We start from the raw sequence: 22,728 nt of genomic DNA, 5'->3' as shown, positions 1-22,728 counted from the left end.
TCCTTCGGCCATCCGGCGCATTGGCCCATCCATTGATATGGTCTAGCTCACAATGCGGTCTGTCAAGGGGTTGGATCACTTCGCGTCCGTCGTCGACCGAGCCGGGAGAAGGGTTCGCACGTGGGAAAAACCGTGACCATCATCGGTGCCGCCGCACTGCCTGTCGGCAAGTGGCAGAGCGCCGCCGACGCAGCTGTCCAGGTACTCGAGCATGAGGTGCTGGCTCGCCTCGTCGTTCGAGCCGTCACGGAAGCGGGGGTCGATAAATCCGATATTCAAGGCATGACTTTCGCGCAGCCCCGGCCTTACACCGCCCAGAAGTACTTCGCCACCTTCATGGCCGACTATCTACGTCTTCCCTGCTCGGGGAACGTCTCGGAGGTCCTGGGCAACGGCATGACAGGCGGATTCGCCTTCGAGCAGGCCGCAAACGACATACTGCTCGGTCGGTCGAAGGTGTCTCTGGCACTTGGCATCAACTTCGAAACAGCGATCCCGGCGCGCGAACACATGATGAGCTCGATGCGCGCGGTGGGCGATGTGGACTTCCAGGCTCCGTTCGGTATCACCCCCATCGCGTGGTACGCAATGGACGCCACTCGCTACATGCACGAGTACGGTTCCTCACGGGATGAGCTCGCTGCCGTGGCCGTGAAGAACCGCCGTCACGCGGCACTGAATCCGCTTGCCCAATTTCGCACATCGATCACCCTCGACGATGTGCTGGCTCAGCCGATGATCGTCGAGCCGCTCGGGCTCTACGAGGTGCCGCCCCGTAGCGACGGCGCCGTGTGCTTGGTACTGGCCGAGGAAGATGTCGCAAAGTCTCTTCGTCGGCCGTACGTGAAAGTCCGCTCCCGCGGTTTTCATCACGAGGGGGCCCATCAGATCAGCGAAGTGCCCAACGACATGATCGCGCTCGAAGCTGCGCAGGCCGCAGGTCGGCAGGCGTTCGCTCGGGCCGGGATCGCACCGGGCGACCTCGATCTCGCAGAGATCTACGCACCGTGCACCATCGTCGAGGTCTTGGCGGCGGAGGCCCTGGGATTGACTCCGCGGGGCGAGGGGGCTCGTTTCGCAGCCGAGGGCCGTACGAGCCTCGGCGGCGATATCCCGATCTGCACTTCTGGTGGCCTCACATCTCGGGGACATCCCGCATACGTCACTCCGCTTTACAGCTTCGTCGAAGTATTCGACCAGTTGCGCGGAACCGCTGGCCAGCGCCAGGTCCACGGTGCCGAACTGGCATTGACCAGCGCCGAACTCGGAAACTACAACGCCGCTCTGGTACATATCCTGGAAGGAGTGCACTGATGATTCCGATCATCGATGTCGACGCTCGGCATCCGTATCCTCAGCGAGTAACCGAGGCGACCAAGCCGTTCTGGGACGCGCTCGGAGCAGGACGACTGATCACCACCGCGAGCGCCACGACCGGTCGGCCCACCTTTCCCCCGAAGCCTATCGATCCACACACCTGGGATCACGAGGTCGTCTGGGTCGAATTGAGCGGCAGGGGCACGCTCTACTCGTTCACCACTATCCACGCCGCCCCGAGCGCCTTCGTTCGGGACGTGCCCTATCGAGTGTGCGTCGTCGATCTCGACGAGGGGCTGCGCCTCGCCACTCGCCTGTGGGGCGACCGTGAGGTCCGGACCGAGGACAGGATCGAACTCATCGTGGTGAGGTACACCGATCACATCTCCTACGCCGCCCGTCCGCTCGACGGAATCGATCCGTGTCGATCACTCGACCACGCCTGATCTTCGTCCGCCCCACCGAGCATGTGCACAGCCAGAAAGCGAGCAAGCTGAATTGCACTCCACTGCAAAGGAACCAAAGATGAACTCGAAGACTGCAAAATGTGATCTGCTCGTCATCGGATCCGGCGCCGCCGGTATGGCCGCGGCAGTGAAAGCAGCAAGCGAGGGTCACAGTGTGATCGTCGCGGAGAAGTCCGAATGGCTCGGCGGAACCACCGCGATCTCCGGGGGGTGGGCGTGGGTCCCGGGGAACAAGCAGGGCGTTGCGGAGGGCGATACCCGCCAAGAGGTCGAAACGTACATCAAGGCACTGTCCAAGGACTGCTTCAAGGCCGAGATGGTGGAGACCTTCCTCGACGAAGTACCCGAAGCCATCAGCTGGCTCGAACGGGAGACCGACGTCGAGTTCGTCTATCCCGAAATGGCTCCCGACTATCAGATGGACGCCCCTGGCGCGAAGGCGTCCGGGCGCGCGATCTCCGGCAAAGCCGTCGATGCTCGCACGCTCGGCGCGAACCGGCTACGGTTGCGCCCCTATCTCGATACGTACACAGTCTTCGGCTACATGCCGGAGGTCGGACCCGACATCGCGCAGTTCCTTCATGCGAAGCAGTCGTTGAGGTCCTTCGTCTACGTGTCGAAGAAGCTACTCAAGACGTGGGTCGAAACGGTGGCGTTCCGGCGTTCGTTCGACCGCACAAACGGTAATTCGCTTATGGTCCGGATGGTCTCCTCCGCCGCGAAGCTCGGTATCCGTCTGTGGACAGGGACCCCCGTGACGAAGATCCTGCAGGATGACGACGGAGTCGTCAGCGGTGCCGTGCTCGGCGGAGACCACGCGTGCACAGTCGAAGCGCGACTCGGCGTCGTCATCGCAGCGGGAGGGTATTCGTCAGATCCCTCCCTGCGTGCCCAGTACTGGCGCCACGATCCGGGCGGAGACAATCACTTCACACCGACGGTCGGACACGATGGCGACAACGTGCGACTCGCAGCGCCATTCGGCGGACATGTCGATACGAGGGTGCACGAACCCGCCGCATGGGCACCTGTCACCGTGTTCACCGGTCTTCGCGGAAAGACGCGGGTCTTTCCCCACCTGAGGGCGTTCGGCCTCCCGGGGTTGATCGCCGTCAACCGCAGGGGCGAACGTTTCGCCAACGAGTCGAGTTCGTACCACGACTTCGGAATGGCGATGATCGATGACAACGTCGGTGAGGACAGAACGATCGGGTACATCGTCGCCGATTCGAAAGCGATGCGGAAGTACGGCATCGGGTACGCCAAGCCGTGGCCGATACCGCAGACCTACTTCAAGCGGACCGGGTTCCTCCACAAGGCAGCGACGGTCGAAGAACTGGCACGAAAAATCGGCGTCGACCATACCGGGCTGAAAAATACTTTGTCCGAGTTCAATTCGGGTGCGGCGAAGGGGGAAGACCCGAAGTTCCGCCGCGGTTCCAACTGGTTCCATCACTTCAAGGGCGATATGGAACACAAGCCGAACCCCAACCTTGCACCGCTCGACAAGGGCCCGTACTACGCGGCCAGGATCGAGATGGGTGATCTCGGCGCGTATTCCGGGCTGGCAGTCGATAGGCACAGCCAGGTCCTCGACGAGGACAAGCAGCCCATCCCCGGCCTGTTCGCCGCTGGTTCCGCAGCAGTGAGCATCTTCGGCGGCGGATATCCGGGCTACGGTGCGAACATCGGTCCCGCGCTCGTCTTCGGCTACACGATCGGTCGCGACGCCGCCCGACTGGCCGACCTGCGTCGGAACGCACCGGCCCGGGAAGCCGCTCTCAAAGGAGTGTGAGATGGCCTTTTTCCTCGTCCGCTACTGCTACACCGACGACACCGCAGGCCGCGATGCTCACAGGGCACGACACAAGGACTACCTCTCCGAAGCGGCAGAACGAGGCATGATTCTCGGATCCGGCCCGTTCGCCGCCGACGAGGAAGCCGGCGCGGCAATGATCTATCGAGCGTCATGCAAGGCAGATGTCGTCGAAGTCGTCGAGGGCGACCCCTTCCGCTGCCGTGGCTACGTCGCTTCCTACGAAGTCACCGAATGGATTCCGATGATCGGCCCCTGGGCGGCCGATGCTCAGAGGCGGGCCGCAACTCCCGCGTGAACGACCACCTCCGATGAGGAGACCCGGACCGGTCTGCACGGCCGACACAGTAGGGCGTGCAGACCGGGCGGCAGTTGAAGGCCCGTCAGCCCCTGGCCATGTCGACGAACTTGGACAGGTGAAGCTGGTGCGCGACGGTGATCGTGGCGGTCGGGCCGTTGCGGTGCTTGCCGAGGATGAGGTCGGCTTCGCCGGCGCGCGGGTCGTCACGCTCGAACGCGTCGGGGCGGTGCAGCAGGATGACCATGTCGGCGTCCTGCTCGAGCGAACCGGACTCACGAAGGTCCGAGACCATCGGCTTCTTGTCGGTGCGCTGCTCGGGCCCACGGTTGAGCTGACAGATCGCGACGACGGGAACCTCGAGTTCCTTCGCGAGCAGCTTGAGGCTTCGCGAGAACTCCGAGACCTCCTGCTGGCGTGACTCGACCTTCTTGCCGGACGTCATCAGCTGCAGGTAGTCGACGACGACGAGTTTGATGTCGTGCTTCTGCTTGAGCCGCCGTGCCTTCGCACGGATCTCCATCATCGTGAGGTTCGGCGAATCGTCGATGTACAGCGGCGCCTCGCTGATCTCGCTCATGCGCCGCGCGAGCCGCGTCCAGTCGTCGTCGTTCATCTTGCCCGAGCGCATGTCGCCGAGCTTGATCTTCGCTTCCGCCGACAGCAGACGCATGACGATCTCGGACTTGCTCATCTCCAACGAGAACATCACCGAAGACATTCCGTGCTTGATGGAGCAGGACCGCAGGAAGTCCATGCCGAGTGTGGAGTTGTGGGTCGGCACCATCGCACGCCCCGCCACGTACATGTGGTCGGCGTTGTCGACCTCGACGCACCGAACCGGAATCGAATCGACCTTGCGTACGTCGACGACGAAGCGTGAGTCCGAACGCGCCGTGTTGACAGCGGCACGACGTTGCTTGTGCGTGAGAACCTTTCGGCTCAACCGGAAGACCGTGTCGTCGGTCGAGAAGGTGAGGGTGTACGCCGTCGACGACTCCTCGCTGCGGCCACGCACCCGCTTACGCGACATCTGGCAGCGATATCCGAGGCTCACCACGAGTTCGGCGACGTCGTTCGCCAACCGCTCGCTCGTGACACTGAACTGCGCCGAACCACCGGCGGTCACCGTTCCATCGGTGTCGAGCAGACCCGCCAGCAGTGAACGCCGCTGCGACTCCGAGGCACGCAGGTATCGAGCAGGAATGTGCTTGTCGCCGAGAACACCGATGGTGCGGAGGCACGCCTGCAGCGTCCCCACCTCGTTCCGGCACTTCTGGCACATCCGCAGACCGATCGACGGTCCACCACAGCGACCGCACGTGGGAGCAGGCACCGGATCCGAAAGGAAGCGGGCCTTGCCGCCGCAGGAACGCCCACACGTGCGGACCTCGCTGGTGAACGGCACGAACGACTTCCCACACACGACACAGTCACGAGTGGGCTTTGCCGGCGCCTCGGGAAGCTTCAACGTGTATCGAAGCGCCGCGGCGGCCGACGGAACCGCATGGATCCCCTCGGCCTCCATATGCATGATGATCTCGGGATCGGCCGTGGTGAACTGCGCACACGCGCTGCTGCCGTCACCGAGCCACGCCCCCAGCGTGTACGGCGGCACCAGTAGTTCCTGCTCGGGCAGCTCCAGCGCCTTCGCGTTGCGAACCGAGTGATTGAGCCGCGCATCGGCAGTCGGGCACCGCAGCGTCTCTGCGATCTCGCCGGTCGTCCGGATCTCGGCGAACGTCCGCTGATTCTTGGAGCGGTTGTATCCGGCAGCAGCCGCCTGGGCGGACTTCCGAGATGCCCGCGTGTCCGTGAGCCACTGATGCTGCTCGTCGGCGACGATCACGGTTCCGTCCGAGAATTCGACCTCGTAACACGGCCGATCCGTCATGACGTCCGTGGCCGCGACGACCCGCGTCGGTGCGCCGTCCGCCCCGATGAGCAGGTCGCCCACCCGAACGTCGCCCATCGTCGTCCAGCCCTCGGGAGTTGCGAGCGGAGTGTCCAGCGCCAGAGCCTTGCCGACGCCAGGCCGGGCCGCGACGATGATCATCTGCCCGGGATGCAGCCCGTTGGTGACCTCGTCGAGTTCGGCGAAGCCGGTGGGGACGCCGAGCGAGATACCGCCGCGCGACGCGATCGAGTCGATCTCGTCCATCGTCGGCTGCAGCAGCTCTTCGAGGGGCACGAAGTCCTCGGTGGTCCGCCGCTCGGTGACCTCGAAGATCTCGGCCTGCGCGCGATCGACGACCTCCGCGACGTCCTGGCCGTCGGCGCCCGTGTAGCCGTACTGGACGATGCGCGTGCCCGCGTCCACGAGGCGCCGCAGGATCGACTTCTCCGCGACGATCTCGGCGTAGTAGCCGGCGTTCGCCGCCGTGGGGACGGTCTGCGTGAGGGTCACGAGGTACGGCGCACCGCCGACGCGACGCAGCTCGCCCTTGCGGTCGAGTTCGGCGGACACCGTGACGGGGTCCGCGGGCTCACCCTTGCTGTAGAGATCGAGGATCGCGTCGTAGATGCTCTGGTGCGCGGGGCGGTAGAAGTCGCCCGGGCGTAGCACCTCGAGGACGTCGGCGACGGCGTCCTTCGACAGCAGCATGCCGCCGAGCACGGACTGCTCCGCGGCCATGTCGTGGGGTGGCTGCCGCCCGAACTCCTCCCCGACGTCGGAGTCGGAGTAGTCGGAGTGTCCTCTGTCGTCCACTACCGCCATGTCGCCCTCCATCACGGGTACTCGGCCCGCTCTCCACCACTTTAACTACACGGATGTGATGCCCCACCGTTGTACGCGCCGACACCGACACACTCGGCTCCGCTACCACGCTCGGATCACGGTATGGATTAGCTGGGGTTCGCTCAAATCGCACTGTGCACCGCCCTGTGGAGCGATTGTGGAAAGTGCAGGAGCGGCATGTGCACCCCTTGTGGACAACCTGGGGAACAACCGAGATCACACCGCAGAAATCCCAGCTCGAGAGCCATGCGCACGATTCACGAACTGGGGATTCCGCGAACTCGGCGTGTCGCACGGTTTTCCACACTCGGGCGTGTTCGGCGAACCGTGGGCAAATCAAGCTGTGGTACTGGTCACCTTCGAGGGTGGCCGTCGTTAACTCTCAGTGACATCGATGACGTCTCCGCGAAAGCCCCTCACGGCACCTCGCCGATGCAGTAGAGAAGGTCACGCAGCCCCCGGAAACACCTCGGCCCCCGCACCGTGGTGCGGGGGCCGAGGCGGCTGATCGCGTGTCAGGCGGCAGCGACGGTCAGCGCCAGCTTGGCGACGACGTCGTCGTGCAGCTCCACCGACAGCTCGTACTTGCCGAGCGCCTTGATGTGCGACTTCGGAAGCACGATGTTGCGCTTGTCGAGCACCGGTCCACCGGCAGCCTTGACGGCGTCGGCGACATCGGCGGCGGTGATCGAGCCGAACAGCTTTCCGGCGTCCGACGTCTTGCGAGCGACGGTCACGTTGTCGAGACCCTCGATCGCCTGCTTGACCTCGTTCGCATGATCGAGACCACGGATCGCACGCGCCTGCTGGGCGCGCTTGATGCCCTCGACCTGCTTGAGCGCACCACGCGTGGCCGGGATGGCCAGATCACGCGGCAGCAGGAAGTTGCGGCCGTAGCCGTCCTTGACCTCGACGACATCGCCGGGGGCGCCGAGGTTCTCGACGTCGGCGGTGAGGATGAGCTTCATGTCCTTGTTCCTTTCCCTCAGCGAGCCGATGCGGCGTAAGGCAGCAGAGCCACCTCACGAGAGTTCTTGACGGCCACGGCGACGTCCCGCTGATGCTGGACGCAGTTGCCGGTGACACGACGCGCGCGGATCTTGCCGCGATCGCTGACGTACTTGCGCAGCAGCGCCGTGTCCTTGTAATCGATGCTCGTGCCCTTCTCCTTGCAGAAGATGCACGGCTTCTTCTTCATCACCTTGTCGCGTGCCTGCGGCTTGGCCATGTCGTATTGCTTCTTTCTGGATGTTCCGATCGTGGTACGGATCAGAACGGGGGCTCGTCGCCGCCGGAGCCACCGAAGGAGCCCGACGCCTGCGGGGCGTTGCCCCACGGGTCGTCTCCGCCGTAGCCACCGGACTGCTGTGAGCCTCCGCCTGACCCGCCGGAGGAACCACCGAATCCGCCTCCGCCGCCGCCTCCGCCGCGGCCGGCCCGAGTGACCTTGGCCGTGGCGAACTTCAGCGAGGGGCCGATCTCGTCGACTTCGAGCTCGACGACAGTGCGCTTCTCACCCTCACGGGTTTCGAACGAGCGCTGCTTGAGTCGTCCCTGCACGATGACGCGCGAGCCGCGATTCAAGCTCTCGGCGACGTTCTCCGCCGCTTCGCGCCAGATGTTGCAGCGGAGGAACAGCGCTTCGCCGTCCTTCCACTCGTTCGTCTGACGATCGAAGATGCGCGGGGTGGACGCCACCGTGAAGTTGGCGACCGCCGCACCAGCGGGAGTGAAGCGGAGTTCCGGATCAGCCGTCAGGTTGCCCACGACGGTGATGACGGTATCGCCTTGAGCCATGTGATTCCTCCTGCAGTAGTGGAGTTCGATTGGCACCGAGCGTAGAGGGTCCGGGGGACACGAGGCCGCGACGCGACCGAGTTGTCCACAGGCTCACACGCCCGAGTGCTCACGAATCACTTGTCGTGGCGCAGCACCTTGGTGCGAAGCACCGACTCGTTCAGACCGAGCTGACGATCCAGCTCGTTGACGGTCGCGGGCTCGGCGTCGATGTCGACGACGGCGTAGATGCCCTCGGAGTGCTTCGCGATCTCGTAGGCGAGACGGCGCTTGCCCCAGACATCGACGTTGGAGACCTTGCCGCCGTCCTGGCGAACGACGTTGAGGAACGTATCCAGGGAAGGAGCAACAGTGCGCTCATCCAGGCTGGGGTCCAGGATGACCATGAGTTCGTAATGACGCATGAGACCTCTTCACCTCCTGTGGACTAGTGACGGCCACGGACGGTCCGTGGCAGGAGGGTCGCCTGCGTCGGCAACCGTTCAAGGGTACACGGGTGCCCCGTGACCAGCGAAATCGGTGGATACGACCGCCAGCGGTCCGCAGCGAACAACGCGCGAACTAGGCTGGGGCACATGCCCGCGACCCGTCGATCGAGCGCCCTGACGACGGCGCTCGTCGTCGGGACGTGCGGGCTGTGGCTCGTTCTCGGCTACCTCAACAAGGCGCGCTGCGCCGGCCCACCGTTCGACGAGTGGGGCCGCAGCCTGATCTTCGACTCGATCAAGGACACGCGCGTCTGCTACTCCGACATCCAGCTGCTGTGGATCGGGCGCGACATCGATCGGCACGTGTTCCCGTACGTGTCGGGCGGCATCGACGCCGACGGCATGCTGTTCGGCGGCACCGTCGAGTATCCCGTCCTCAGCGGCCTGCTCATGTGGCTCGGCGCGCTCGGTGCGCACACCGACGCCGAGTTCCTCGCGCATTCCGCGCTGCTGCTCGCCCCGTTCGGGCTGCTCACCGCATGGATGCTCGGCCGGCTCGCCGGCAAGTGGGCGCTGCTGTGGTCGCTGACGCCGCCACTCGTGCTGTACGCCTTCCACAACTGGGAGCTGCCCGTCGTCGCGACGGCCGTCGCCGCGGTCTTCGTGATGGCGACCGACCGCATCCCGATCCGCGTTCGTGCAGTCCTCGCGGCGGTGCTCCTCGCGATCGGGTTCTGTCTCAAGATCTATCCGGGCCTGTTCGTGCTGCCGCTCGCCGTCTACGTCCTCACCTACGGACGCAGTCGCGGTCGCGGGTACGACGTGCGCGGCGCGCTCGCGACGATCGGCGCCGCAGTCGTCACCGTCGTGGCGATCAACCTGCCGTTCGCGATCGCCGGGTACGAGGGGTGGCGGGCGTCGTTCGCGTTCCAGGAGAACCGCACCGCCGACATCACGACCAACTCGATCTGGTTCTGGGGACTGCGGCCCATGTTCGGGGTCTCGATCGACGAGACGGCCCCGGACGCCTATCACACCGTCGTGGGAATCCTGTCGCCGTTGCTCGTGCTCGCGGCGTTCGCGCTCGCCGTGCACCTGGGGTGGCGGCGGATGGAGCACTCGGGCGGTCACTATCCGTGGATCGCCGTGAGCGCGATGATGCTGTGCGGATTCCTGTTGCTGCACAAGGTGCATTCACCGCAGTACACGCTGTGGCTGCTGCCGTTCTTCGTGCTGCTGCGCGTCCCGTGGGGCCTGGTGGCCGCCTATCTCGTCGCGGATCTCGCGATGGGGATCGGCGTCTTCTCGTACTTCGGCGCACTGTCCGAGGGCGACGACGCCGCGACCTGGCAGTTCGTCGTCGACGTCGGCGTCTGGGGCCGGGCGGTGCTGCTCGTCGTGCTGTTCGTGGTGTTCGCGCGCGCACCGCTGCGGGGCAGTCGCGACGACGCGGATTCCGGGCCGCCGACCCGCCATGCCGCGGTCGCGGGCCGGCGGCCGTCGTGACGGACTGGTTCGGCCGGCCGGTACTGCGCGGCGCCGCCGTCCGCCTCGAACCGCTGTCGAGCTCCCACGTCGACGCGCTGCTCGCCGCCGCCGACGATGCCTCGCTGTTCACGTGGTCGTCGTCGCAGCTCACGACCCGCGACGACGCCGCGGCCCTCGTCGACGAGTCGCTCCGCGATCCGCTGCGCGTGCCGTTCGTGGTGATCGACGGCGCGAGCGGCACCGTCGTCGGTACGACGTCGCTGTACGCGATCGATCCCCGACACCGCTCGCTCGCGATCGGCTACACATGGCTCTCGCGGTCGGTGCAGGGGACCGCGATCAATCCCGACTCGAAGCAGTTGCTGCTCACGCACGCGTTCGACGTCCTCGGCTGCGTCCGCGTCGAATGGCATGTGGACGAACGGAACACGCATTCGCGGCGTGCCGTCGAGAAGCTCGGTGCCCGGCTCGACGGCCTGCTGCCGAAGCACCGCAGGCGCCGCGACGGCTCGTGGCGCACGACGGCGCTCTACTCGATGACGGACGACGACTGGCCTACCGTGCGCCGCGCGCTCGCCGCCCGCGTCGAGAACACGCTCAGCCGCTCGTAGCCGGTTCCGGTTCGCGTTCGCGCGGCCTCCCGCGGGGCGTCAGGAACCGTGGCAGCCACCGCGGCGGTGCGTCGGGTGCGCCGTCGAGCGGCCCGCCGACCGGGTCGTCGACGCCGCGCGCCCGCACGAGATCCTCACCCGGCCGCAGGATCTGCCGAACGACGAGGACGCACAGTGCGATCACCGCGAGATCGCGCAGCAGGACGGTGCCCGTGAACCACTGCTCGGGCAGTCCCTTGTTCGACACGCCGAGGTAGTAGAACATCCGCGGCACCCACACGAACGCGTCGAGCGCCATCCACGCCAGCAGGATCCGGCGATGGGGCAGCGCGAGCACGGCGAGCGGGACGAGCCACAGCGAGTACTGCGGACTCCAGACCTTGTTGGTGAGCAGGAATCCGGCGACGAGCAGGAAGCACAGCTGGGCGACGCGGGGTCGCACCGGCGCACGGAGCGCGAGCCACGCGATACCGACGCACACCGCGACGAACGCCGCGAGCGAGACGGCGTTGAGGGTGCTCGGCGTCTCCCCGGGGGCCAGCGGGCCGTCGAAGCCCGTCCATCCCGTGAACGACATGACGACGTTGTAGATCGAGTCCGGATCGGCGGGCCGCTCGGAGTTGAGCCGGAAGAACTCGGCCCAGCCGTTCGGAAACAGCACGGCGATCGGCAGATTCACCGCGACCCACGTCGCGGCGGCAGCGGCAGTGGTTCGCCCGAACTCGCGCATCCGCGCACTGCGCAGACACAACACGAGCAACGGCCCCAGCAGCATGAGCGGATAGAGCTTCGCCGCCCCGCCGAGCCCGAGCAGCACCCCTGCCAGGACGGGCCGGCGGCGCGCCCACGCGAGGAGCCCCGTCGCGGCGAACGCCGTCGCGAGCGCGTCGAAATTGGTGAACGCGTGGACCGCCACGAGCGGCGAGCACGCCACGAGCGCGGCATCCCACACCCGGCGGCGGCCGGCGAGCGACGCACTCGCCCACACCGTCACGAGCCACGCGACCGCCAGTCCCAGCGCGACGACGTTGAAGTACACGACGACCTGCAGGGCCGACGGCAGCCACGGAACGCCGTGCCACGCCTTCGCGATCACCATCGAGACGTACTGGTAAATCCCGGAGAGGACCGGATACTCCATGTACCGGACCTGCGTCGAGCCGTCGGCGCGCTCCTCTTCCCAGGACGCCTTGTACGGGAACTCGCCGCGATCGAGCCGTTCGGCGCCGTACAGCGGGACCGTGTCCGAATAACACATCGCGACGTACTGCCGCTGCCCGCTCCAGTCGAGTCCGATGCCGCCGTCCTCGCCCACCGGACCCTGCTGCAGGCACGGCGCTTTCGCGAACCAGCCGAGCGCGAGAAACACGACCGCCATGAGCAGCATGGCGCGCACCGGAGTGAAGAATCGCGCGCGTCCGACGACGGCGTGCGCACCGATCGGGCCCCCGATGGTCCGCGACAGTTCGCGGACCATCGGGTCGGTCCGGCTCGGGAGGTCTCGGTCGACGCTCGAACGATCGGGCGCCACCGGGCCGGGGGAGACGAGAGTCCGCCGGTGCGGATCCGAAGCGTCGCCCGTGTCGTCGGGACCGGCGGAATCCGCCGTCACAGCTTCGGCTCCATTCACCAGAGGCTACCGGTCGGGGTCAGCCTCCCGGCATCACGAGGTCGCCGTCCTGGGGTGCCCCGTTCTCGCCCCCGTTCTGGCCTCCCTGACCACCCGGGTCGGCACCCGCACCGGGCGGTTGCTGCGTCTGCGGCGGCTGCTCGGGCTCCGGCCGCTGCTGCAGACCCGGGATCGGGATGGTCACGCCGGGCAGGATCTCGACGGGCCGCTGCGTGATCTCGAGATCGGGAATCTCGGTGGGTAGCTGCAGGGTGCTGCGCGGCGCCTCGGTCGTCGTCGACGGCGCAGGGCCGGTGTACTGCGGCACACCCGCCTGACCGCCGATCGACCCCGGCCTCGGGAAGCTCTCGACGTCGGTGCCGCGGAGCGACGCGTCCATCGCCGACTTCCAGATGTCGGACGGCAGCCCCGATCCGTAGATGCTGCCGCCGTACGAGTTGACGAGCGGTTCACCGTCGGGAGTGCCGACCCACACGGCCGTCGACATCGACGGGGTGTAGCCGACCATCCACGCGTCCTTGTTCATGCCCGTGTCGCCGAGCTGTGCGGTGCCGGTCTTCGAGGCCGACGGACGCCCGCCCGCGAGGGCGTGGCCCCGCGAGTACGCGGCGATCGGCGCCATCGCGGCGGTCGTGTTGTCCGCGACCGCTTCGTCGATCCGCTGCTCGCCCTGGATCTGCTCCTGCTCCTGCGAGCGGTCGAGCAGGACGTTGCCGTCCGCCGTCACGACCTTCTCGATGAAGTGCGGCGCGCGGTAGGTGCCCGACGCGGCGAGCGTCGCGTACGCGGACGCCATGTCGAGCGGGCGCGACTGGTACTGGCCGAGGATCACGCCGTTGTTCGGGCCCGCACCGTTCGGCTCGGTGAGCGACGGTCCGACGCCGGGGATCTCCTCCGGAATGCCTGCGAGGTGCGCCATGTCGGCGACGGCCTGCGGGCCGCCGTCGAGATCCGCCTGCAGCCGGTAGAAGCTCGTGTTGAGCGAGCGCTTGAGAGCCTCGGCGATCGTGCACGTGCCGCAGCTCTCGCCCTCGACGTTGCCGATCGAGATGCCGTTGACGGTGAGCGGGCTCGAGTCGTACATCGCCGACAGCGGGATGCCCTGGTCGAGACCCGCGGCGAGCCCGAAGACCTTGAACGACGAGCCGGTCTGCAGACCCGCGTTCGCGAAGTCGTAGCCGTTGCCGTCCTCGCCGCCGTAGTACGCGACGACGCCACCGGTGCGTGGATCGACCGAGACGACCGCGGTGCGGAGGTTGTCCGGCTCGCCGTCGAGGTTGTTCCGTGCGCCGTCGACCGCGGCCTGCTGTGCCTTCGGGTCGATCGTCGTCGTGATCTGCAGGCCCTCGGTGTTGAGCTGGTTCTCGCTGATGCCGGCGGCCGACAGCTCGCCGAGCACCTGATTCTTCACGTGCCCCTCGGGACCCGTGCTCTGCTGCGACGCGGCGTCGAGATCGGCGAGCGCGCGGTACGGCGGGTACTGCATCGTCGCGCGGGTCGCTTCGTCGACCCAACCCGACGCGACCATGCCGTCGAGCACGTAGTTCCAGCGCTGCTGCGCGCGATCGGGGTTGACCTCGGGGTCGAGGACCGACGGCAGCTGGATGGACGCGGCGAGAACCGCACCCTCCTCGACTGTGAGCTCTTCGACCGGCTTGTCGAAGTACGCGTTCGCAGCCGCCGAGATGCCGTACGCACCGCGACCGAAGTAGATCGTGTTCAGGTACGCCGCGAGGATGTCGTCCTTGCTCCACTCGCGCGCCATCTTCGACGAGATGACGAGCTCCTTGAGCTTGCGGGTCATGCTCCGCTCGTCGCCGACGAGCGTGTTCTTCACGTACTGCTGCGTGATCGTCGAGCCACCGCCCGCGCTCTCGCGGCCCAGCACGTTGTCGCGTGCGGCGCGTGCGAAGCCCGTCACGGAGAAGCCGGGATTGGAGTAGAACTCGCGGTCCTCGGCGGCGAGCACGGCGTTGCGCACGTGCTCGGGGATCTGGCTGATGTCGACTTCCTGCCGGTTGCCCTCGGGCGGGACGACGCGCGCGATCTCGGACGTGCCGTCGGCGGCGTAGATCGTCGCGACCTGGTTCGTCTCGAGGTCGCCGGGACGCGGGACGTCCTGCACGACGTACGCGGCCATGAATCCGAGAATGGGGACGACGAGCGCGAGTGCGACGACGACGTACCCGGCGCGGCGGACGGTACGCCAGCGCGATTTCTTCTTCGCAGGTTTCTTTCCAGCCATGTCGCCCGGCCCCGAGGGAGGCCGTCCACCTCCCGTTCCGTTGCCACCACCGCCGGAGCCGCCGGTCGGCGGCGGGCCGGGGGGACGTCCTCCCGGCGGACGACCGCCGCCACCGGCCGCGGCCTCGGGACGCCGTCCGGCAGGCGCGGGCCTGCCCTGCGGCGGCGGGCCCTGCGGACCTTGCGGGCCGGGCCCGTTCGGTCGCGGCGGGAGCGGGCGGCCCTGCGCGTCGCGCGGGATCGGGCGACCGGGCGGGGGGCCCTGTCGTCCCGGCGGCGGCCCTGCCGGCCCCTGGGGGCGTGGTCCTCCCGGATACCCGCCCTGCCGAGGCGGCATGGGCCGCTGCGGTCCGGGCGCGCCCTGGCGCGGCGGCATCGGCCGCGGCGCACCGTCACGCCCGCGGGGGGCATCTCCGTATGGGTTGTGCGGGGAACTCACGTACCTGTCTCCAGTCCAGTCGGGCTGTTGCGCAGTCCTGCCTGATCGTCTCGTGTGCCGTTTTCGCCTGATGTGGCCGAATCGTTACCTGGGTGAACGCAGTTGTCCCGGCGCCGGTTGCGTCGGCTCCGGGGTGCTATTCGATCGCGGTGCGCCGGTCCGGTGGCCTCGAACCGCGCGTGCGCTTGGGTTGCGGCGGCCTGCCGAGGGCGTACGACTGCACCAGATGGTTCCAGCGGCACGTCCGGCACACCTCGACGACGTGCACCGTGAACTCTTCTTCGGTTCCGGACATGCGAGTGATCTCGTCGGGCGTGCGAGCCGAGCCAGAGACGCTACCCAACTTCTCTCCGAAAACCCAGGAGACGTGGGTCAGCTGTTCTTTACGACACACCGGGCACGCGACGTCGGTGGCGCGGCCGTGGAACTTCGCGGCGCGCAACAGATAGGGGTCGGCGTCGCACACCTGCGCGACCCGGACGCGGCCCGCACGGACTGCGGCCAGCAGCGATCGCCGCTGAAGCGCATAGTCCACGATCTGCCGCTCTGAACGCACGTGACCAGAGTACGGAAGTCGGCGACATTCCGGCCCCGGGGCGCACCCGACTACGATCGTTTTTCGTGTCACCTCGCTTCCGCCCGTTCGCCCGGCGGGCCGCTCGCGCGCCGATGACGGCACGGCCCGGCGATCGCGCCGCAGCGCACGCCAGGCTCGACGAGATCCGCGACGAACTGGGTGAAGCGGAGTACGCGGAGCGGCGCGACCGTATCGCCGCGGCATCGACACTGCGCGAGCTCTCCCGGATCGTGACCCACGGCGAGGCGGCCGACGACCCTGCCGACCAGCAATGACCGCGGCAGCAACGACCGCGGGTGGCAGTGACAGAGTGACGACGTGAACGCTCCCACCCCCGACCCCGAGACGGTGCGCTCCCGCTACACGGAGGAGTTCCGCATCCGGCTCTCCGATCGCAGCCCGTCCGGGCACGTCAACAACGTGTCGTTCCTCCGCTATCTCGACGAGGCGCGCACGGCGTTCCTCGCCGGACGCCCCGGCCGAGGCGGCGTGCTGCGTCCCGTTCTCGACGTCGTGACGACGCTCGTCGCGCGCAACGTCGTCGAGTACCGCCGCGAGATCTTCCCCGACGAGGAGCCCGTGCGGCTCGACCTGTGGGTGCCGCGGATCGGCCGGACGAGCTTCTCGGTGGCCGCACACGCGTACGGCCGCAGCTCGGACGAACCGGCCGCGATCTTCGACTCGACGGTCGTCCTCGCGACGCGGGCGACGGGGCAGCCGTGGCCGATCGACGACGCGACACGGCAGCTGCTGGCCGCATACGCAGGCCCTCCGCCGGCGTTGCGCACCACCGCAGGCTGACACCCCGATACCCCGGACTGTTTGTCACACCTATCGGTGTAGTCTATGTTCGTATATATCGGTGCGATACATTGTGCGTTCGCATCGACGATTCACGATCGGTTCGATCTGGGTGTTCAGGAGGTGACGGATGCTCGAACTGGCCATTCTCGGGCTCCTCCTCCAGTCGCCCATGCACGGCTACGAGCTGCGCAAGCGATTGACCGGCCTGTTGGGAGCGTTCCGTGCGTTCTCCTACGGGTCGCTGTACCCGACGCTGCGACGCATGCAAGCGGACGGACTGATCGAGGAGGACGCGGACGCGTCCGGCGCGACGAAGCGCCGAGCACGCCGCGTCTACCAGCTCACCGCACTCGGCGAGAAGCGTTTTTCCGAGCTCGTCGCCGACACGGGACCGCAGAACTACACCGACGACGGATTCGGTGTGCACCTCGCGTTCTTCAGCCGCACGCCGGCCGAGGCGCGGATGCGCATCCTCGAAGGCCGTCGCCGGCAGGTCGAGGAGCGCCGTGAGGGGCTCCGCGACGCGGTCTCACGGGCGAGCGGTTCCCTCGATCGCTACACGCGTCAGCTCCATCAGCTCGGCCTCGAGTCGAGCGAGCGCGAAGTGCGCTGGCTCAACGAACTCATCGCCGCCGAGCAGTCGACACCAGCACCCAAGAAAGAAGGAGAACCCGACCATGGGTGAGAACAGCACCGCGGTGCGCGTAGCCATTGTGGGCGTGGGGAACTGTGCCTCGTCCCTGGTCCAGGGCGTGCAGTACTACAAGGATGCGGACGAGAACGCCATCGTCCCCGGCCTCATGCACGTCAAGTTCGGTCGCTACCACGTCCGCGACGTCCAGTTCGTCGCCGCGTTCGACGTCGACGCGAAGAAGGTCGGGTTCGACCTCGCCGAGGCCATCAACGCGAGCGAGAACAACACCATCAAGATCGCCGACGTCCCGCCGAGCGACGTCGTCGTCCAGCGTGGCCCGACGCTCGACGGCATCGGCAAGTACTACTCGCAGACCATCGAGGTCTCCGACGCCGAGCCGGTCGACGTCGTGAAGGCACTGAAGGACGCCGAGGTCGACGTCCTCGTGTCGTACCTGCCCGTCGGATCCGAAGAGGCCGACAAGTTCTACGCGCAGTGCGCGATCGACGCGGGTGTCGCGTTCGTCAACGCCCTGCCCGTCTTCATCGCCTCGGATCCCGAGTGGGCGAAGAAGTTCGAGGATGCCGGTGTCCCGATCGTCGGCGACGACATCAAGTCGCAGGTCGGCGCGACCATCACGCACCGCGTCATGGCGAAGCTGTTCGAGGATCGCGGTGTCGTGCTCGACCGCACGTACCAGCTGAACGTCGGCGGCAACATGGACTTCAAGAACATGCTCGAGCGCGAGCGCCTCGAGTCGAAGAAGGTCTCCAAGACGCAGGCCGTGACGTCGAACCTCACCGGTTCGCTCGCGGGCAAGATCCACGACCGCAACGTCCACATCGGCCCGTCGGACTACGTCGAGTGGCTCGACGACCGCAAGTGGGCGTACGTGCGCCTCGAGGGCCGCGCCTTCGGTGACGCCCCGCTCAACCTGGAGTACAAGCTCGAGGTGTGGGACTCGCCGAACTCGGCGGGCATCATCATCGACGCGATCCGCGCCGCGAAGATCGCGAAGGACCGCGGCATCGGCGGACCGATCCTGCCCGCGTCGTCGTACCTCATGAAGTCCCCGCCGGTCCAGATGGCGGACGACAAGGCACGCGCCGAGCTCGAGGTGTTCATCTCCGGCGAGTGAGTCACCTTCGGGTGAAGTGTTTTCCACAATGCGCCCGGTGAGTCTCACGACTCGCCGGGCGCATTGCGCGTCTCGGGGCGGGAAAATCGGGTGACACCGGGGAGCAGCGGTGTTACGTTGCTGCACATGGGCACTTTGAACAGCTAGATCGGGACGCCGCAGGCTGCGGCGGGTCCTGAGCGCGCACATCCTCCGGGGATGTGCGTGGGCGACCCCTTCCCGATCTCGGCCGAATCGATCTCGGCCGCCTGTGCTCCGGAGTACGCGATGCATCCTGCACCCTCTGTTTCTGCAACCACTGTTTCTGCGCCCACTGTCTCTGCACGCACTGCGTCGCCGTCGCAACTCGTTCTCGACGGCGTCACCCTGCGCTACCCCGACCGCGTCGTCCTGCGGGACGTGTCCTTCTCCGTCACCCCCGGCGAGACGGTGGGCGTCATCGGTGAGAACGGCGCCGGCAAATCCACTCTGCTGGGCCTGATCGCCGGTGCGATCCGTCCCGGCAGCGGCGATGTCCGCGTCGTCGCTCCCGGTGGAATCGCCCACGCCGCTCAATCACTGGAGCTACCGCCCGGATCGACCGTGCAGGATGCGATCGATCATGTGCTGGCCGATCTTCGCGCCCTCGAACGGCGACTGCGGTCACTCGAGGAGCAGATCGCGGCCAGCGCGCCGACCGATCTCGACCTGCTGCTGTGCGAGTATCGCGCCGCGACGGACGAACTCGACGCTCGCGACGGATACACCGCCGATCGTCGTGTCGCCGAAGGACTTGCTGCACTGGGCCTTCCCGGCCTCGACCTGTCGAGCGGGTTCGCGACGCTCTCCGGTGGTGAGCGAGCGCGAGTCGCGCTCGCCGCCGCGCTGGCCTCCCACGCGGAGCTCCTTCTCCTCGACGAGCCCACCAACGATCTCGACGACGATGCGGTGCACTGGCTCGAGCGGCGGCTCGCGGGTCACACGGGAACCGTCCTCGCCGTGACGCACGACCGCGAGTTCCTGGCGCGACTCACCTCGGTCGTGCTCGAGGTCGCCGAAGGCTCGGTCCGCCGCTACGGCGACGGATACGACGGCTACCTCGCCGCGAAAGCGACCGAGCGTCGACGGCGGCTCCAGCAGTACGAGGACTGGCGAGCAGAACTCGAACGGAGTGCGACCCTGGTGGAGTCGAACGCCGCACGGCTCGACGCGATTCCGCGCAAGGCTCCGAAGTCCGGGTTCGGGCACGGCGCCTTCCGTGCCCGCGGGCGGGATCACGGCGCTCGGAGCAGGATCGCGAACGCCAAGGAACGCCTCGAGCGGCTGACCTCGGATCCCGTTGCACCGCCGCCCGATCCGCTACGGTTCACGCCGTCGTTCGACGGCCGTGACCTGCCCTCGACCAGCGGTGACGGTGCGGTGCGGGTGTGTGGGCTCCGCGTCGGCGGACGGCTCACACTCGATGCGTTCGACGTTCCGCGCGACGGCCGCGTCGTCGTGACGGGGCGCAACGGGGCGGGCAAGACGACCCTGCTCGACGTGCTCGCGGGCGAGGTGGAGCCGGACGCCGGCGACGTTCACGTACGGGGACGAGTCGCCTACCTGCGTCAGCACGTCCTGCCGTCCGCCTCGGGCCGGACGCTCGCGGAGGCGTTCGCGGCGCGCGCGGAACTCCATCTCGACGATGCGCGGCCGACCCTGCTGGCGCTCGGGCTGTTCGAGGACCGGGGCCTGGACCGACCGGAGACGTCCCTGTCGTACGGTCAGCGCCGCCGCCTCGACCTCGCTGTCGTGGTGACGTCCGGTGCCGATCTGCTCCTGTTCGACGAGCCGACGAATCACCTGTCGCCCGCCGTGATCGAGGACCTCGAGGCGGCGCTCGACGTGTTCCCCGGCGCCGTCGTGATCGTGACGCACGATCGCCGGATGCGAGCGCGGCTGCGCGGTAAGCACGTCGCGCTCGTCTCCGCCCTCACCCGGGGAGTGGGATGACGACTCCGGGCAGGATCTCGACCTGACGCGCGGGCGGCGGTGCCGGTGCGGGAGGCGGGATCTCGACAGGGGCCGGCGCCGGGGGCGGGGCCTGCTGCACGGGCGGCGGCGCCTGCTGGACGGGTGCCTGCTGCACCGGCGGCTGCTGCTGGACGGGCGCCTGCTGCACCGGCGCCTGCTGTTGGACGGGCGCCTGCTGCTGTACCGGAGCCTGTTGCACGGGCTCGGGTTCCGGCGCCGGGGCGGGCGCGCGAGCGGACGTCCGTTCCTGCGTCACCACCGTTTCGGGCGAGGGGACCGGGGCGTCGCCCCGCGACTTCGGCGGCGGAAGCGGTCCGGGCGTCGGGAAACTCTCGCTCGGCGAATCACCGAGCGCGCCGTCCATCGTCCGCTTCCAGATGTCCGACGGAAGACCGGAACCGTAGATCGGCCCACCGTCGGCGGTGATCGGGCCGCCCTCGGGCGTGCCGACCCATACCGCCGTCGACAGCGACGGCGTGTATCCGACCATCCACGCGTCCTTGTTCTGCCCGGTCTCCCCGAGCTGCGCGGTCCCCGTCTTCGCGGCCGACGGCCTGCCGGCGGCGAGATCGTGGCCGCGCGAATACCCCGCGACCGGACGCAGCGCCTGCGTGACGCTGTCGGCGATCGCGGGGTCGATCCGCTGCTCGCCCTCGGGGTCGCCGCGATCGAGGAGTACCTCGCCGTCCGCCGTCGTGACCTTCTGGACGAAGTACGGCGAGTGGTAGGTCCCCGACGCCGCGAACGTCGCGTATGCGGAGGCCATGTCGAGCGGCCGGGTCTGGTACTGCCCGAGCACGATTCCTCCTTCGGGTTCGCCGCCCTCGTGGCTGAGCGAGCGGCCGTCGAGTCCCGGGATCTCCTCGGGGATGCCCGCGCGATGGGCTTCGTCGGCGATCGCCTGCGGCCCGTCGGCCATCGTCATCATGAGCCGGTAGTAGCTCGTGTTGAGCGAGCGCTTCGTCGCCTCGGCGATCGAGCACACCCCGCACGATTCGCCTTCGACGTTGGTGACGGTGAGGCCGGCGACGGTGATCGGATCGCTCGAGAACGTCGCACCGAGCCCGATTCCCTGTTCGAGGCCCGCGGCCAGTGCGAACGGCTTGAACGACGACCCGTTCTGCAACGGCGCCTGCGCGAAATCGAAGCCCGAACCGTCGTCGCCGCCGTAGTAGGCGCGGACCGCACCCGTCCGCGGATCGATGCTGACCGACGCCGTGCGCAGGTCGTCGGGCCGGCCCTCGAGGGTGCTGCGTGCGGCGTCGACGGCCGCCTGCTGCGCGCGGGGATCGATCGTCGTCGTGATCTGCAGACCACCCGTGTCGATCTGCTGCTGATCGATCCCGGCGGCACGCATCTCGCCGACGACCTGACGCTGAACGAGCCCTTCCGGCCCCGGCGGTGCGGTGTCGGGCGGGTCGTCGGGCAGCGGCGCCGGGAACTCCACCTGGGTGCGCTCCGCCGGCGAGAGAACGCCCATCGTCGCCATGCCGTCGAGCACGTAGTTCCAGCGCTCCTGCAGGCGGTCGCCCGCGGTGGCCGGGTCGAGCGTCGTGGGGCTCTGGATCATCCCGGCGAGCATTGCCGCCTCGCTGACGCTGAGCTCGCCGACGTGCTTGCCGAAGAAGGTTCGCGACGCCGCCTCGATCCCGTACGCGCCGCGGCCGAAGTAGATCGTGTTGAGATACGCGTCGAGGATCTCGCTCTTGCTCCACTGCCGCGCCATCTTGGCCGACGCCACCAGCTCGCGCGTCTTGCGCCAGACATTGCGTTCGGTCCCGACCAGCACGTTCTTGACGTACTGCTGCGTGATCGTGGAGCCGCCGCCCGCGCTGTCGCGTCCCAGGGCGTTGTCACGGGCCGCGCGGGCGAATCCCGACACCGAGAAGCCGGGATTGTCGTAGAAGTCGCGGTCCTCGGCGGAGAGCACGGCGTCGCGCACGTAGTCCGGAATGTCGCTGAGCGGTACCTCGATGCGGTTCCCCTCGGGTGGCACGATCCGCGTGATCTCGCTGCCGTCGTTCGCCAGCACCGAGGCGACCTGATTCGTCTTCAGCTCGGTCGGCCCCGGAACACTCGTGCGGACGTATGCGAGGAGGAACAGCATGATCGGTGCCACCAGGAAGACGACGACGGCCACCGCGACGATGCGTCGGGTGCGCCGCCATCCTCGGCGTGCCGTACGCGGTGCGGAGGATGCGCTCCCGCGGGCACGGCGTCGGTCGGGCTCTGTCAAGAAGGTCGCTCCCCACTCGGGCATCGGATGCCCGTCCGGTCGGCTCGCCGACGATCATGACACCGACCCCAC

At 67.7% G+C, this 22,728-nt stretch carries 20 protein-coding genes; 11 read left to right on the top strand and 9 right to left on the bottom strand.

The annotated features are described in order from the left end of the window. The first annotated feature begins 132 nt into the window (after positions 1–132). The 4 genes from RR1_RS06080 (at position 133) to RR1_RS06065 (ending at position 3,898) form a co-directional block, all read left to right on the top strand. Positions 133–1,314, top strand: a complete 1,182-nt coding sequence (locus RR1_RS06080; RefSeq protein WP_010837766.1) for a thiolase family protein — start codon at positions 133–135, stop codon at positions 1,312–1,314. Then, positions 1,314–1,763 carry a Zn-ribbon domain-containing OB-fold protein gene (locus RR1_RS06075; protein WP_010837765.1) on the top strand — a complete coding sequence of 150 codons (450 nt, stop codon included), beginning with the start codon at positions 1,314–1,316 and terminating at the stop codon, positions 1,761–1,763. The genes RR1_RS06080 and RR1_RS06075 overlap by 1 nt, the downstream gene beginning before the upstream one ends. A gap of 79 nt (positions 1,764–1,842) precedes the next feature. After that, positions 1,843–3,579, top strand: a complete 1,737-nt coding sequence (gene chcC2, locus RR1_RS06070; protein ID WP_010837764.1) for a 4-oxocyclohex-2-ene-1-carboxylate 5-dehydrogenase — start codon at positions 1,843–1,845, stop codon at positions 3,577–3,579. Position 3,580: 1 nt separating this feature from the next. Continuing rightward, positions 3,581–3,898: a YciI family protein gene (locus RR1_RS06065; protein ID WP_010837763.1), complete on the top strand. Its 318-nt coding sequence runs from the start codon at positions 3,581–3,583 to the stop codon at positions 3,896–3,898. 85 nt (positions 3,899–3,983) lie between these two features. Here RR1_RS06065 and dnaB read toward each other — a convergent pair whose 3' ends face one another. The 5 genes from dnaB to rpsF form a co-directional block, all read right to left on the bottom strand. Beyond that, positions 3,984–6,617 (bottom strand): replicative DNA helicase, encoded by a 2,634-nt coding sequence (dnaB, locus tag RR1_RS06060; protein WP_040772750.1) that lies wholly within the window; start codon positions 6,615–6,617, stop codon positions 3,984–3,986. 536 nt (positions 6,618–7,153) lie between these two features. Continuing rightward, positions 7,154–7,606 carry a 50S ribosomal protein L9 gene (gene rplI / locus RR1_RS06055; protein WP_010837761.1) on the bottom strand — a complete coding sequence of 151 codons (453 nt, stop codon included), beginning with the start codon at positions 7,604–7,606 and terminating at the stop codon, positions 7,154–7,156. A gap of 17 nt (positions 7,607–7,623) precedes the next feature. Beyond that, on the bottom strand, positions 7,624–7,866 hold the full coding sequence (rpsR, locus tag RR1_RS06050) for a 30S ribosomal protein S18 (protein ID WP_010837760.1): 243 nt from the start codon (positions 7,864–7,866) through the stop codon (positions 7,624–7,626). Positions 7,867–7,907: 41 nt separating this feature from the next. Then, entirely contained in the window at positions 7,908–8,435 is a 528-nt protein-coding gene (locus RR1_RS06045) for a single-stranded DNA-binding protein (RefSeq protein ID WP_010837759.1), read from the bottom strand. A gap of 116 nt (positions 8,436–8,551) precedes the next feature. Next, the gene (rpsF, locus tag RR1_RS06040; RefSeq protein WP_010837758.1) at positions 8,552–8,839 is read right to left on the bottom strand and encodes a 30S ribosomal protein S6; all 288 of its coding nucleotides are present in this window, start codon (positions 8,837–8,839) and stop codon (positions 8,552–8,554) included. Positions 8,840–9,010: 171 nt separating this feature from the next. Here rpsF and RR1_RS21865 point away from each other — a divergent pair, with 171 nt between their 5' ends. Beyond that, a complete protein-coding gene (locus RR1_RS21865) occupies positions 9,011–10,369 on the top strand; it encodes a glycosyltransferase family protein (RefSeq protein WP_040772735.1) in 1,359 nt (452 codons plus the stop codon). Beyond that, complete coding sequence (locus RR1_RS21860; RefSeq protein WP_010837756.1) at positions 10,366–10,962, top strand: GNAT family N-acetyltransferase; 597 nt, start codon at positions 10,366–10,368, stop codon at positions 10,960–10,962. Before RR1_RS21865 ends, RR1_RS21860 begins: the two co-directional genes overlap by 4 nt. On the opposite strand, the gene RR1_RS06025 is transcribed toward RR1_RS21860, so the two are convergent. From RR1_RS06025 to RR1_RS06015, 3 genes are all read right to left on the bottom strand, one after another. Then, positions 10,949–12,439 carry a glycosyltransferase family 87 protein gene (locus RR1_RS06025; protein ID WP_083581010.1) on the bottom strand — a complete coding sequence of 497 codons (1,491 nt, stop codon included), beginning with the start codon at positions 12,437–12,439 and terminating at the stop codon, positions 10,949–10,951. The two genes, RR1_RS21860 and RR1_RS06025, sit on opposite strands and share 14 nt — an antisense overlap. A gap of 172 nt (positions 12,440–12,611) precedes the next feature. After that, complete coding sequence (locus tag RR1_RS06020; RefSeq protein WP_010837754.1) at positions 12,612–14,837, bottom strand: transglycosylase domain-containing protein; 2,226 nt, start codon at positions 14,835–14,837, stop codon at positions 12,612–12,614. Positions 14,838–15,411: 574 nt separating this feature from the next. Continuing rightward, positions 15,412–15,831, bottom strand: a complete 420-nt coding sequence (locus RR1_RS06015; RefSeq protein ID WP_010837783.1) for a DUF5318 family protein — start codon at positions 15,829–15,831, stop codon at positions 15,412–15,414. Positions 15,832–15,896: 65 nt separating this feature from the next. Here RR1_RS06015 and RR1_RS22820 point away from each other — a divergent pair, with 65 nt between their 5' ends. The 5 genes from RR1_RS22820 (at position 15,897) to RR1_RS05990 (ending at position 20,399) form a co-directional block, all read left to right on the top strand. Continuing rightward, positions 15,897–16,127: a hypothetical protein gene (locus tag RR1_RS22820; RefSeq protein WP_143153728.1), complete on the top strand. Its 231-nt coding sequence runs from the start codon at positions 15,897–15,899 to the stop codon at positions 16,125–16,127. A 43-nt stretch (positions 16,128–16,170) separates the two neighbouring features. Beyond that, entirely contained in the window at positions 16,171–16,653 is a 483-nt protein-coding gene (locus RR1_RS06005) for an acyl-CoA thioesterase (RefSeq protein WP_010837785.1), read from the top strand. A 130-nt stretch (positions 16,654–16,783) separates the two neighbouring features. Then, positions 16,784–17,341: a PadR family transcriptional regulator gene (locus RR1_RS06000; protein WP_040772766.1), complete on the top strand. Its 558-nt coding sequence runs from the start codon at positions 16,784–16,786 to the stop codon at positions 17,339–17,341. Then, positions 17,334–18,428: an inositol-3-phosphate synthase gene (locus RR1_RS05995; RefSeq protein WP_010837788.1), complete on the top strand. Its 1,095-nt coding sequence runs from the start codon at positions 17,334–17,336 to the stop codon at positions 18,426–18,428. Before RR1_RS06000 ends, RR1_RS05995 begins: the two co-directional genes overlap by 8 nt. 267 nt (positions 18,429–18,695) lie before the next feature. Beyond that, the gene (locus RR1_RS05990) at positions 18,696–20,399 is read left to right on the top strand and encodes an ABC-F family ATP-binding cassette domain-containing protein (RefSeq protein WP_143153727.1); all 1,704 of its coding nucleotides are present in this window, start codon (positions 18,696–18,698) and stop codon (positions 20,397–20,399) included. On the opposite strand, the gene RR1_RS05985 is transcribed toward RR1_RS05990, so the two are convergent. Next, positions 20,380–22,680 (bottom strand): transglycosylase domain-containing protein, encoded by a 2,301-nt coding sequence (locus tag RR1_RS05985; RefSeq protein ID WP_071990723.1) that lies wholly within the window; start codon positions 22,678–22,680, stop codon positions 20,380–20,382. The genes RR1_RS05990 and RR1_RS05985 overlap by 20 nt on opposite strands. Positions 22,681–22,728 lie beyond the last annotated feature (48 nt).

This window comes from Rhodococcus rhodnii NBRC 100604 (assembly GCF_001894925.1).
GTDB classification, from domain to species: Bacteria; Actinomycetota; Actinomycetes; order Mycobacteriales; family Mycobacteriaceae; genus Rhodococcus_F; species Rhodococcus_F rhodnii.
The sequence above is the reverse complement of the archived record's forward strand: the minus strand, read 5'-3'. Positions and strand labels throughout refer to the sequence as shown.